Annotated in this window: 11 protein-coding genes; 5 read left to right on the top strand and 6 right to left on the bottom strand. The window is 43.8% G+C overall.

Annotation, left to right across the window (positions count from 1 at the left end):
• Positions 1 to 4: 4 nt before the first annotated feature.
• Together MHB71_RS15205 and MHB71_RS15210 are read left to right on the top strand one after the other, a co-directional pair.
• Entirely contained in the window at positions 5 to 655 is a 651-nt protein-coding gene (locus MHB71_RS15205) for a nitroreductase family protein (protein ID WP_036670026.1), read from the top strand.
• Positions 656 to 719: 64 nt separating this feature from the next.
• Positions 720 to 1,016, top strand: coding sequence for a putative quinol monooxygenase (locus tag MHB71_RS15210; RefSeq protein ID WP_036609783.1), 297 nt, complete (start codon positions 720 to 722; stop codon positions 1,014 to 1,016).
• Positions 1,017 to 1,188: 172 nt separating this feature from the next.
• Here the strand turns inward: MHB71_RS15210 and MHB71_RS15215 are convergent, their stop codons facing one another.
• The 4 genes from MHB71_RS15215 to MHB71_RS15230 form a co-directional block, all read right to left on the bottom strand.
• The gene (locus MHB71_RS15215; RefSeq protein WP_253507168.1) at positions 1,189 to 2,538 is read right to left on the bottom strand and encodes an FAD-binding oxidoreductase; all 1,350 of its coding nucleotides are present in this window, start codon (positions 2,536 to 2,538) and stop codon (positions 1,189 to 1,191) included.
• A 112-nt stretch (positions 2,539 to 2,650) separates the two neighbouring features.
• On the bottom strand, positions 2,651 to 3,172 hold the full coding sequence (locus tag MHB71_RS15220) for a MarR family winged helix-turn-helix transcriptional regulator (RefSeq protein WP_340030071.1): 522 nt from the start codon (positions 3,170 to 3,172) through the stop codon (positions 2,651 to 2,653).
• 46 nt (positions 3,173 to 3,218) lie between these two features.
• Positions 3,219 to 4,028 carry a lysophospholipase gene (locus MHB71_RS15225; protein ID WP_340030072.1) on the bottom strand — a complete coding sequence of 270 codons (810 nt, stop codon included), beginning with the start codon at positions 4,026 to 4,028 and terminating at the stop codon, positions 3,219 to 3,221.
• A gap of 463 nt (positions 4,029 to 4,491) precedes the next feature.
• On the bottom strand, positions 4,492 to 5,541 hold the full coding sequence (locus tag MHB71_RS15230) for an LLM class oxidoreductase (protein WP_340030073.1): 1,050 nt from the start codon (positions 5,539 to 5,541) through the stop codon (positions 4,492 to 4,494).
• A 151-nt stretch (positions 5,542 to 5,692) separates the two neighbouring features.
• Here MHB71_RS15230 and MHB71_RS15235 point away from each other — a divergent pair, with 151 nt between their 5' ends.
• The gene (locus MHB71_RS15235; protein WP_339188495.1) at positions 5,693 to 7,108 is read left to right on the top strand and encodes a PLP-dependent aminotransferase family protein; all 1,416 of its coding nucleotides are present in this window, start codon (positions 5,693 to 5,695) and stop codon (positions 7,106 to 7,108) included.
• 124 nt (positions 7,109 to 7,232) lie between these two features.
• Here the strand turns inward: MHB71_RS15235 and MHB71_RS15240 are convergent, their stop codons facing one another.
• Together MHB71_RS15240 and MHB71_RS15245 are read right to left on the bottom strand one after the other, a co-directional pair.
• Positions 7,233 to 9,674, bottom strand: a complete 2,442-nt coding sequence (locus tag MHB71_RS15240) for a flavocytochrome c (protein WP_339188497.1) — start codon at positions 9,672 to 9,674, stop codon at positions 7,233 to 7,235.
• 13 nt (positions 9,675 to 9,687) lie between these two features.
• Positions 9,688 to 10,302 (bottom strand): NADPH-dependent FMN reductase, encoded by a 615-nt coding sequence (locus MHB71_RS15245; protein WP_340030074.1) that lies wholly within the window; start codon positions 10,300 to 10,302, stop codon positions 9,688 to 9,690.
• Positions 10,303 to 10,482: 180 nt separating this feature from the next.
• On the opposite strand from MHB71_RS15245, the gene MHB71_RS15250 reads away from it, so the two are divergent.
• Both MHB71_RS15250 and MHB71_RS15255 read left to right on the top strand, forming a co-directional pair.
• The gene (locus MHB71_RS15250) at positions 10,483 to 11,412 is read left to right on the top strand and encodes a LysR family transcriptional regulator (protein WP_340030075.1); all 930 of its coding nucleotides are present in this window, start codon (positions 10,483 to 10,485) and stop codon (positions 11,410 to 11,412) included.
• A 9-nt stretch (positions 11,413 to 11,421) separates the two neighbouring features.
• Positions 11,422 to 12,360 carry an FAD:protein FMN transferase gene (locus tag MHB71_RS15255; RefSeq protein WP_340030076.1) on the top strand — a complete coding sequence of 313 codons (939 nt, stop codon included), beginning with the start codon at positions 11,422 to 11,424 and terminating at the stop codon, positions 12,358 to 12,360.
• Positions 12,361 to 12,378 lie beyond the last annotated feature (18 nt).

Below are 12,378 nucleotides of genomic sequence, written 5' to 3' on the forward strand. Positions count from 1 at the left end.
ATGCATGAGTACAATTCAAAGCAAATTCCAAAAAACCAATGATTTTAACGAAATCACCTACGGTCGTCGTTCTGTTAAACTTTACGATCCTGAAGTGAAAATTAGCCGTGAAGAAATGACTGAAATTCTGTCAGAAGCTTCCCGTGCACCATCTTCGATCAATTTGCAGCCTTGGCGTTTTCTGGTTGTAGATACGACTGAAGGTAAAGAAAAGCTTGCTCCACTTGCGAGATTTAATCAAAATCAAGTGTTGACTTCCTCCGCAGTCATTGGCGTATTCATTGACATGAAAAACGCGGAACATATGGAAGAAATTTTTGGAAAAGCTGTAGAACTCGGTTATATGCCACAAGAAGTTAAAGATATGCAACTATCAAAAGTATTACCTTATTATGAAAATATGCCTGCTTCCGCTATTCGCGAAGTTAATATGATCGACGCTGGACTTGCTTCCATGCAATTAATGCTTGTAGCACGTGCTCACGGTTATGATACTAACCCAATCGGTGGTTACGAAAAAGACCAAATCGCAGAAGCATTTGGCATGGACAAAGAGCGTTATCAAGCGGTTATGTTGATCTCGATCGGTAAATCGGCCAAAGAAGGTCACCCATCCTACCGCCTGCCTGTAGAAACCATCACAACTTGGGCATAATATCAGGGACGGTTTCCCCTTTCTTAACACATTCCAAACAAACACAATATGGAGGTTATACATTATGATTATCATTCACGCTCATCTGCAAGTTAAACCGGACCAAGAGCAAGCATTCCTCGCAGCTGCGAAAGAACTGATGGCTGCTACACGTCAAGAAGAAGGTAACATCAGCTACGATTTGGCGAAAAGCACAGAACGCGAACAACAATACACGATGATCGAGCTGTGGAAAGATGAAGCTGCTACAGCTTCCCACAACACAAGCGCGCATTTCCAAGCTTTTGTTCAACAAGCAGCAGCATTCATGGCCGCTCCAATGAACGTTGAAGTATTTGCTGGAGAACAAGTTAAAGCTTAATAGCGCTTTAACTGCCGTGCGTATTTAACATGTGAAGAAGCCGCTCTTGGTCATATGACCGAGGGCGGCTTTTTAGTTTCCTTTTGAAAATAAGTTCACTTCAACAAAAAACACGCCAATTAAGGCGTGTTTTCTTCACTCATTGAAGAGGTATTAAACAAGTGAACATGGACTACACTATCCGAGCCGGAGTAATGCTTTGCGGATTGTTAAACACATTTTTCGGGTCATACTTGGCTTTGACTCTCCGCAGTCTGGCATAGTTGGCTCCATAGTACACTGGACCGGAATTCTTGATCCCTTGGTCTGGAACGTTGATGTAGGAACCCACAATGTATGGTTGCAATTTCTTGCGAGTATTACGAGCGAGTGCGATATTTTTGGCGGCATGGGATGGTTTGAGCCACGTACTGGTCCATTCCACATAGAACTTCTCTTTACGCCAGAAGAAGGCGGTTGATCTAGGTGATTTGCGACTTACTGCTCCGCCCCAGTTGAGGAAATAGAATCCGCCTGGCCCCTCTTCCAGGTTCTCCAAGAATGTTCGCATCGATTTAATGGCTTTGTCGGGGAATGGTTTTCGTCCAAAACCGGACGAGAACTGGTTGCTATACCGTTGAGTCTCGGTTGGATCAGGTTGTAATAAAAACTTCACAACTTCCGTGTAAGGTAACAAACGAACAATGGAACTTGTCGGTGTGCCAACACTCGTAATCGGCTGCAATAGACGGAGAGCCTCTGTTTTTGACCCTAGGAAAAGCCCCTCCATGACGACATTGCCACCCTTTTTCGGTCCGATGGACAACTCGCTACCCAGTCTTGTATCCACAGAGGGAGCCCACCTCTGCCATACTTTGAGCACCTTTTCGAATTGAGCCCATGGCCAGGTGATTTTAAATACAGTCGCCTTCGCTGGAGCACGGCGCACTTTGAATTTGTAACGGGTGTATACTCCGAAGTTACCGCCGCCTCCTCCCCGCGAGGCCCAAAAGAGATCCGAATTACGATTTTTATTAGCCCGAATCACTTTTCCTTTGGCGTCCACCATCTCTACCTCAAGCAGGTTATCACTGATGAGACCGATGGTACGCTGGAGAGGCCCAATTCCCCCACCTAACGTAATTCCACCGATCCCTACAGTAGGGCTGTCACCAAAAGGAGCTATGAAACCTTGCTTGGCAAGGGTATTTGCAATTCTTCCCACTCGGTTTCCTGTTCCAACAACAACCGTTCCATTTTTTTTATCAAGCTTGATGGAATTCAGATCACTCACATCAATCACGATACCGCCATTCACCTGTGAAAGATTCACTTCAAGCGCATGTCTGCCGCTCCGCGGCCTGATCGGTACATTGTTTTCACGAGCCCATCGGATAGCATTGGATACATCCTTCGTCCGTTGGGCAAATACAAACACTTTGGGAAATTTGTCCGTATGCGGGTCCCAGTTCTTGCGCGCCGCTTCATATCCCGGATCTCCTTTATAAATAACCCGTCCGGTAAGCTTTGTTGATGATTTCACACGTCCCACTCCCTGCTGAATAATTGTCCTACAGCCTCTGCTGCATCAAGCACTTTATACTGTATGACGGACATTCGCGGAGGGAATGGGCTGTTGCCCTTAATTTCAAGGTTCATGTTTCAGAGGAATCAATTCTGATTAACTTGCGCGCTTCCTCTTCTTTTTCACCATACCAGACGAGCACGTCAGCAAACAAATCCATGATGCGAATAAAGTTCTGCTTATCCGCCTCTGAAATCTGATCTGCATACTTGAAAATCTCATCAAAGCAAAGCTCCCTTACAAATTCAGTGTACTTCGCATATACCTCGCGACCTTTCGTCGAAGGTTTGACGTATATGTCTTTGCGGTTGCCGCTTAAATGAAATTTTTCGAGTAGACCTTTTTCCGTCAGATTCTTCACGTTCTTGGAAAATGTACTGCGGCTTACGCCCAGGCGTGCGGCCATCTCCGACATCTTCTCTTCCTTGTCCTCGGCTTCCAGGATGTATTCCAGCGTCTGAATCTGTGAAGCCGAGAACATCATGTCTGTACCATAACTTCGCTGCAGCTTATAGGTGTTCGAGTACGCATTACCGTATTTGATAATTTTCTCAATCAGTTCCCGATGGTCACCCATCCAATCTAATTTCATGCGTAATCCCTTTCATATTCAGATTCTCTCTCTTACTCTACTGAAATCAGATCCGTTTTTCAATCCATGTAATCGCTTCTTCAATAACGTCATCACGAGTCGGTTCATTAAATATCTCATGCATCAGATGAGCATAAATTTTGAGTGTTTTATCCGTTGAAGCGATATCGCCGTAAAAGTCACGGGAATCCTTTTCGCTGACCAGTCCATCATTTGCTCCATGCAGAACAAGTACGGGATCTGTAAATTGCTTGGCGTTCTCCTTGAGCCATGTTATTCCATTTCCCAGACAGTTAAATAAATCTACAGAGATCTGCTTTTCAACCAGTGGGTCATTTGCGTAAGCGGATACAACTGCGGGATCACTGCATACGCCGCTGCCCAGCTCATTCGGGAAATACGTGCCTGTAGGAAGTTCCATCGGCAGTTCTCCGGCAACTTTTGTATTGTAACGAGTGAGCGCTCCGGATAGTACGATGCCTTTGACCTTGCCTGGATATTTCGTTCCAAAGGACGAGGTTGCAAAACCGCCCATACTATGTCCGATGACAAACAGCGGAAGATCACCGCTCTCTTGCAATGCCGCCTCGACAATGACATGGACATCTTCAATAAGATGATCAAACTTTTTATAGAACGTACGCTGTCCCTCGGATCTGGCATGACCCCGATGGTCGAAGCGATACACGCTAAACCCACGCTGATTCAGCTTCTCTGTCAAATAGTCGTAGCGCCCTGCATGCTCAGCTAGTCCGTGAACAATAACTACAGCTGCTTTTGCATCACTAACTAAATTTTTACTAGAATACAGCCTAGTACCGTCAAAAGATTCGATTGTTGTTTCAATTATACTCATAATATTTCCCATCCCTCTCGTTACGCTCAAGCACCAAACAATTAAAATTCTTTAGCACAGGGCGTTATTCGTATACTTAAGAATGAAGTCCTTATAATTATATTTGATAAGAACAATATTGTTTCTTATAGAAACAATATTATCACCGTCGGCATCCCTTGTCTATATTTAATTAAAGCGTTTACACAAAGAGCATGTCATACCTTTGGCATCATCCCTGATCTGCTGTATCGAGTCGATTTACAGCTACTTGCACGCACGCAAATTAAGCTACGCATTCGTTACCTGAACAATCCATAACGAAAAAAACGCCATAATATATTTCGTAATGACGTCTTTTTCGTTATGGTACCTAGGGGATCGAACCCCTGACCTTATCGCTGCCAGCGGATCGATCCTCTTCTGATCGTTAACAGAAATGCGGAGAAAAGCCATCTGTGTCATCAGGCAATAATTTTATGCTCTACCACCCTGTAAACAATGGCTTCGGACTAACATGCGTAGGAAAGAGAGGCAATACTTCCTCTGCCAACTCCTGAATCACCTCAGCAGGAGGCCGACTCGAAAAATGAATGCCTAGTGCAGCATGATTAACTCCCACCGCTCGCCATTCCTCCAAAAGCTGAATCAAACCTGCCCGACCTGTACGTAATATGTACCCGCCACGAAGCGGTGTTCGAGGATAATTGACATCTTCCACAAGATCAATCCATTCGTTGGTCATATGCGGCTTGAACATGCCATTAGGTATTTTTTCACGCCAGGCACTAATCTTATGGCCAAGCATCTGAGGACCGGATTCGTTTGCCGTTGCTTCGGGATACGTGAGCCAGCCGTCACTGTTCTCCGCAATCCAATCTAAAGACTGCCTGCTTGAGCCCGTCACAACGAGCGGAATACCACCAGCTGCTGGTTTCGGGAGCAATTCAAGTCCTTTCAATTGACCAAGAGAAGATTGAATTGCGTCAGTTCTATCCTGTATAAGCTCACGAAAAAACTCCACCGTCTCCCGGAATCGCACATCACGATGCTCCCCATCTATCCCATAAGCCGGAAACTCGGCAGGTCGGTCGCCTGAAGCAATCCCTAACACAAGTCGTCCGCCCGAAAGTACATCAATGGATGCAGCTGCCTTGGCTAAATCAATCGGATGGCGAAGCGTGAAGATCGCGCTTCCTGTTACTAGGGAGACGTTTTGGGTTCTTGCAGCAAGATAGGCTAGATAGACAAATGGATCAAATACTTGTCCAGCATCTCCAAAGCCAGGATCAAATAAAGGGACATCTCGCACCCATACGGCTGCAAAGTTTCGTTGATCAATGCTTTCCACGAGGTCAGCTTGACCTTTTAGAACATCCATGTGTCCTTTATAGAATTTAAGTGGTAAAAACAGCCCTATTGTTAATTGGTCTGGGGCAAACATACGGCGGAAACCAGGGTGTTGATTGAACTTTTCCTCCGCTTGTGTTGACGGATTTTCTATTCGTTCCATAACATCTATAGGTTTGTTCATTCCTTCTCCTCCTACAACAAAGTAATCCAGTGTACTGGTATCTTTTCAATTCGACTGGAACTGATATAATTGTAACCATCGATTGACCCCATAAGTAGTGACAACTCTCAACAAAATAACAGGGTCAGTTCTGGCAACGAGGAGGGTTCGCATGATTGATTTAACATTATTGTTGAACAGAGAGTCTGGAGAACCGTTATACGCTCAGCTTTATCACTATATTAAGAAAGAGATTTTGAACGGAAAGTTACCAGCCGATTCTCGACTTCCCTCTATTCGCTCACTATCCAGCCACCTCCACATTAGCCGTAATACAGTGGATATGGCGTATCAACAGTTATTAGCCGAAGGTTATGTCCTGAGCAGACCTAGAAGTGGCTTATACATAATGGATTTGAAGCTGGAAGCATTGCCCCTGTCCAATGTAGTCAGTAAGGATTGGTTGGAAAACAGTATTCAGGATAGCCCAGAGATTCGATACAATTTTCGTTATGGTGACGTAGATGCTGAGCATTTTCCATTTGCCACTTGGCGCAAGTTATCCAATCAGAGCTTGCTCCAAAACCAAATGAAGTTGTTCTCTTATGGCGATCCTCTTGGAGAACCGGGACTTCGATCTGAAATTGCAAATTACCTGCACAGTTCTAGGGGAGTAAATTGTTCACCTGATCAAATTATAATTGGAGCTGGTGTTCAATACCTACTCGGTGTGTTATCTGGATTACTAGGTGATGTTAGTCATGGTATCGCGATGGAAGACCCGGGATATGACGGTGTTCGGACGGTTTTTCAACATAAAGGTCTAAACATTCACCCGATTCCGCTAGAAGCAGATGGACTTCATATCCATAAGTTATACAAAAGCAATTCCCGCATCGTCTACATTACACCGTCACATCAGTTCCCCTATGGAATGGTCATGCCGCTCGCCAAGAGAATGCAATTACTGAAATGGGCAACAGACCAGAATGGGATCATTATTGAGGACGATTATGATAGTGAGTTCAGATATGTCGGCAAACCGATACCTTCCTTGCAAAGCCTGGATACTCAACAGCGAACCGTTTACCTGGGGACATTTTCAAAGTGCCTTCTTCCTTCATTACGAATTGCGTATATGGTTCTACCACAGGCCATGGTAGAGCTACACCGTAAACAAGACTACCGATTATATGATCAAACGGTCTCTCATTTTCAGCAGAACACCCTAGAGCTGTTTATGAGTAATGGACATTGGGAAGCCCATATTCGCAAGATGAGGAAGGTATATCGACAGAAGCAATTCACACTCATTTCAATAATTCAAAAGATGATGGGTACTCAAGTTACCATCATTGGTGAGGATGCAGGACTTCATATTTTATTGCGTGTACATAACGGAATGGATGAACACAAGCTGATTGCTACTGCTGAGAAGGAAGGTGTCCAGGTCTACCCGGTATCCCCCTTTTGGGCACAACCAGCTCAAGCGGAGCAATCCATGGTTCAGATTGGATTTGGTGGATTGAGTATTGAGGATATTACAGAAGGCGTATCCGCCCTTCACCGGGCTTGGTTTGGGGTCTGAGAACATTCGTGTGACCACGACCACAAAACCAAACCATTTCCACATCGAAAAAACCCGCTGTACACTCGAAAATCCTTGTGTTAAGCGGGTTCTTTACTATGGAACTTGGAGTGATCCATATTTCTTATTTTACATTCTCTACATCATTCATTTCATCAACAGCAGTCTTACCTGCGATTCGTCCAAATGTAAAGATATCCGTCAAGGCATTACCGCCTAAACGGTTGCCTGCATGTATACCTCCTGCAACTTCCCCAGCGGCATACAGATGTGCAATCGGCTGACCGTTTTCATCCAATACGCGGGTTTGGGTGTCGATCTTAATTCCGCCCATGGTATGGTGAACCGCCGGTTTTCTAGGTGTGGCATAAAATGGAGCTTGTTCGACTTTTAAGCTAAACGTATCCTTATGGAACTCCGGATCAAAGCCCGCATCCACATATAAGTTATACTTATCAATCGTATTTCTAAGAACTTCAGGGTCCATATTGATTTTCACTGCCAATTCTTCTATGGTGTCGGCTCTGAACAAGGTACCTGCTTCGACTTGACGGTCTATCTTTTCCTGGCTTGTGTTCGCTGCGGTTTTCTTGATCTCGTCATCCGCGATCAGGTAAAATAAACTTCCCTGCTCGATAGCAGCTTTGGTTAAGACATCTCTTCCAGAGAATTCATTAACAAATCGTTCTCCCTTTTTGTTAACAATGACAAAGTTTTCAGGAGGTACTTGCAGTCCACTGAAGAGTTCGCCCGTATCCGGATCGGCTACCGGCATCATTTGAGTGAAGCCCATGCCTGTCAGTGCTGCTCCTGCACTCTTACCAAGCGATATTCCATCACCAGTCATCGCATAGGAATTTGTTGTTTTGATATCATCGTCAATATGGCTCCAGTATGTGTTATATTCCTTGAGCATCTGAGTATTTGCACCAAAACCGCCACTAGCAAGAACAACCGCTTTTGCATGAATAGTAATTTTCTGTCCGTTAACTCCGGTTGCGATGACACCTGTTATTTCTCCATCTTCGATGATCAGTTGTTTGACCGGGCTATCTGTAATAATTTTCCCCTTATTCTCTTCTACATATTTGCTAAGTGCAATGATAAATGCAGAGCCATAACTTTTCACAGGTTTATGACCACGGCGCCAAAGGGCACCCACTGGAGCAAACACGATGCTTTTATCGTATTCAACACCGATTTCCTCAAGCCATTGCACACTTTCCAAGGCACGGTCTGTAAGTACTTTGACCAGATCGTATTGTCCATAGATCATGCTCCCATTCAGGTCTGCACGTTTGCCCCCAAAATACGTTTGCATTCTGTGAAGAAGTGGGGAGTCGAATAAATAAGCCTTTTCTGTGCCGAACTTATCCTGATACGCAGTAAACTCTTCTTTGAGTGCATGAAAATCATCTACATATTCTGGATGGATCAAGCTCTCATCGGTATTTAATAAATTCTCAATCGTCTGTCTTTCCCCTGGATTCTCAGTGAACTGTTGTTGCCATACAGGATCTGCAGCATTGACAGGACCACCTGAGCGGATCGTATTTCCCCCAACAGCAGGATATTTCTCAAGTACAATCACACTTGCTCCTTGTTGTAAAGCTGTAGCAGCAGCACTGAGTCCTGCGCCACCTCCACCTACAACGACCACATCGCAAGTGTATTCTTCGTCATCTTTCATCTGGCTGCTAGCAGGTTTTGGACGTCTTTTCAGAATATCCGGGTTAACTCCGGCAAGCTTAACCGCTTTGGCTACACCATTGATGACAGCATTACTGGTTTCAGAAGCACCTGAGAGAGCATCTACATTCAGCGTCTGTCCCTCAATAATTTTATTCGGAATTCTTATAAAAACAACATCCGCGATGCCTTCGGTTTCACCCTTCGAATCGATATCGATACTTTCAATTCTATTTTCACTAAAGGAAACCTTCATCGGCAGATTGCCACTGTGACCTATGGCATTGATCTTATACACACCGGGTCTATAGGTAAACTCCTCTTCTTCGTTGAGCTGATTTGAAATTTTGGCAAACCGAAGGAACCGCAGGAAACATGTTTCCAGGAAATCGATCGTTCCTTCATTGTTCAGGTTACCTGATTCGTCAAATGCTTTATGTGCACTTCCAAGCAAAAACTCATACCCTGGCATCACGTTAGCTTCGACACCTGGTGCATCCAGGATTTGACGAAGATGCAGCTGTGCACGCGAGGAACCTTGTGTTCCCTGTGACGCACCTATGATCATCACGGGTTTTCCAGCCAGCGGATGGATTTCAAAGCTCAACCATTCCAGCAGGCTTTTAAGGGATGAAGGGATGGAATGGTTATATTCTGGAGTCGCAATAATGACACCATCACTTGCCATAATTTTTTCATTAAACGATTGTATAATTGCACTGTTTGTTTGGTTATCGGACTGATTAAACATCGGAACATCTGTAATATCGAGGATTTCAATGGCTGCTCTGGACTCAAAATGCTTTTGTATGAATTGAAGCAGCTTGCGATTATACGATTTCTTTGCATTTGTGCCAACGATCGCTATGATTTTCATTGTGATTGGCCCCCTACTCTTGCCAGGAAAATTTTTTCGTTTTTTTCTTCAACGTCCTTTTTGATAACAGTTCCGTAGTGATCTCAGTAAACAAAATAAACTCATTGAAGATTTCGTCAAGCTCCGCTACTTTGTCAGCGTCAATGAGATTACCACTGCTATCAAATGCACTCTGGGATTTTCCCAAAAGAAACTCGCTACTAGGCATCATTCTCGCACCAAGCTCAGGTGAGTCCAGGATTTGTCTAAGATGCGCTTGTGCCCTGGAAGAACCGAGTGCACCATGTGAAGCACCTACAATTAGAACAGGTTTGTCTTTCAAGGTTTGAGTCGTGTAGCTGATCCATTCCAGAGCACTTTTCAACACGGCAGGGATCGCATGGTCATACTCGGGAGTAGCGATAATGACACCTTTCGCTTTAGAGATTTGATCTAATAAGTCTTGTACCTTCACAGGAATATCAACTTCAGCATCCTCTAATTCATCTTTTTCAATAAAGGCAGGCAAATCCTTAATTTCAAACAAGTCAATCTTGGCTTCACTAGCAAAATGCTTTTGCATAAATTGAAGCAGCATGCGGTTAGTTGACACATCCGAATTCGTGCCCACGATAGCTAAATAGTTCATCGTAATCCCCTCTCTGTCATTCGAGATGATGTTCGTAACTGTCAGGCTCAATCTTTCGGCCTAACTCTAACATATCAAAGCTCAAATGATCTAATAGTTATTCATTGCAGTTTGATAACTAATTTGTTATAATCACCTCAAATTCAAAGTTTGTTACTTTTTTCACAAGGGGTGAGGAACATGTCTAAGTTAGAATCTCAAGATATCTTGTGTTACATTGACAGCCTATTAAAATACAGCAACTATAGCAGGGCCGCACAATCCCTTTTCATATCTCAGCCCTACCTCACAAAGGTTATCAAAAAAATCGAAATTGAGTTGGGCTGTGAGCTAATCACTCGCAACAAACTTCCGTACCGATTAACCGAGCAGGGGAAAATATATTATCAATACTTAACTTCACTCGAAAACAGCTACGCCAAGCTTATTAGGGAAATCTCATATGTATCGGATATTGGCAATAAGGTGATACGGATCGGCATTCTTCCGAGCCTCGGTGTGTACTTAACGCCCCTTTTTTTACCAGATTTTCTCGAGCTTCATCCTGCTTATAAAATTAATCTTGTCGAGGATTTACCTGAAAAAAATGAGAAACGTCTCCAAAATAATGAGCTGGACTTCTGGATCGGGCAAAATTCAAGCAGTATCTCCCCTAACTTGAACTCGTTTAACTGGGGCAGGCATAGTTACCAGGCCATCATTCCGCGTTGCTGCGAATTATATCAAGAGAATGTTGCAGTCATCCCGGAGGGCACAATTGAGATCAGCACCATTTTGAATCAAAAGCTTATTCTAACGTCCAAGGGTTCGGCAATCCGAAAACAGATTGATCAATTGCTCAGTGTCTACAAGGTACAGCCTAATATCGTTATGGAAAGTAATGAAATCTACACTGTACTCAAGCTTGCAAAGCATAATTTAGGTCTGACTTTTGTGCCTGAAAGCATCCATATCAAGGAGTGCCCTTCGGAATATAACATCTATCCAATCCCTCTAGAGAAGATGAGTCTGGATTATTTTATAGCCCATCATGGAGCAAAAAAGCTGAATAGCGTGGATCATGACCTCATCCATACTTTTCTCAATCACGGACAACAATGTGCAATATAGGAGGCTATCATGAAACCTTTTACGAGAACGATACCGCTTATGGGAACTAACATATCCCTCTATATCAAGGGGACAGATGCTGAAGAGCTTGCCGAGGAAGCCGTGAATATGCTTGTCCATTATGAACAAGTGTTTAGTGCCAACAGTGAGCAATCGCAGCTTGCCATGCTAAAAAAAGAAGCCGCATCACATCCGCTTAGAGTAGACAAGGAACTGTATGATCTTATTAAGATAGGCAAAGAACACAGCCTGAATAAAGATTCATTTTTAAATATTGCGATAGGGCCTTTGATCAAATTGTGGAGAATTGGTTTCCGCGAGGCACATGTGCCGGAGGATACAGAGATTAAAGCGGTGCTGGAACTCTTGAATCCGGAGCATATACAGCTTGACGATGAGCAGCATACAGTTCATTTATTCAAAAAAGGCATGGAAATCGACCTTGGAGCGATCGCTAAAGGTTATTTTGCTGATCAAGTTATGTCATTTTTCAAGAAAAACGGAGTTGCATCAGCTATGGTCGATATGGGCGGCAATGTTCTGGTTCATGGCGATTCTCCCACCGGGTCCAGTCACTGGAAAGTTGGAATTCAAAATCCCTTTTTACCTAGAGAGAATGCAGCAGCACTCGTTAGTATACGGGAGCAATCCGTTGTTACATCAGGAATATACGAGAGAGTTTTAGAGAAGGAAGGGAGTCATTACCATCATATATTTAACAGCAGAACAGGCTATCCAATCGAAAGTAATATCGCTTCTTTAACGATTATTGCGGAGCGATCGCTCGACTGTGATATATATACTACAGAATTATTTGGGTTAGATGCGGTCTCCATTATTCATAAAGTTAATAAAATGAAGGATATCGAGGCTGCCGTAATCACGACGGATGGAAATCTGGCCTATACAGATAATCTTAGAGGAAGAATTGAGCCCGTATTAAGGTAAAGTTAACAACTACTTCAT

Source organism: Paenibacillus sp. FSL H7-0940, assembly GCF_037979415.1.
Classification (GTDB): Bacteria; Bacillota; Bacilli; order Paenibacillales; family Paenibacillaceae; genus Paenibacillus; species Paenibacillus amylolyticus.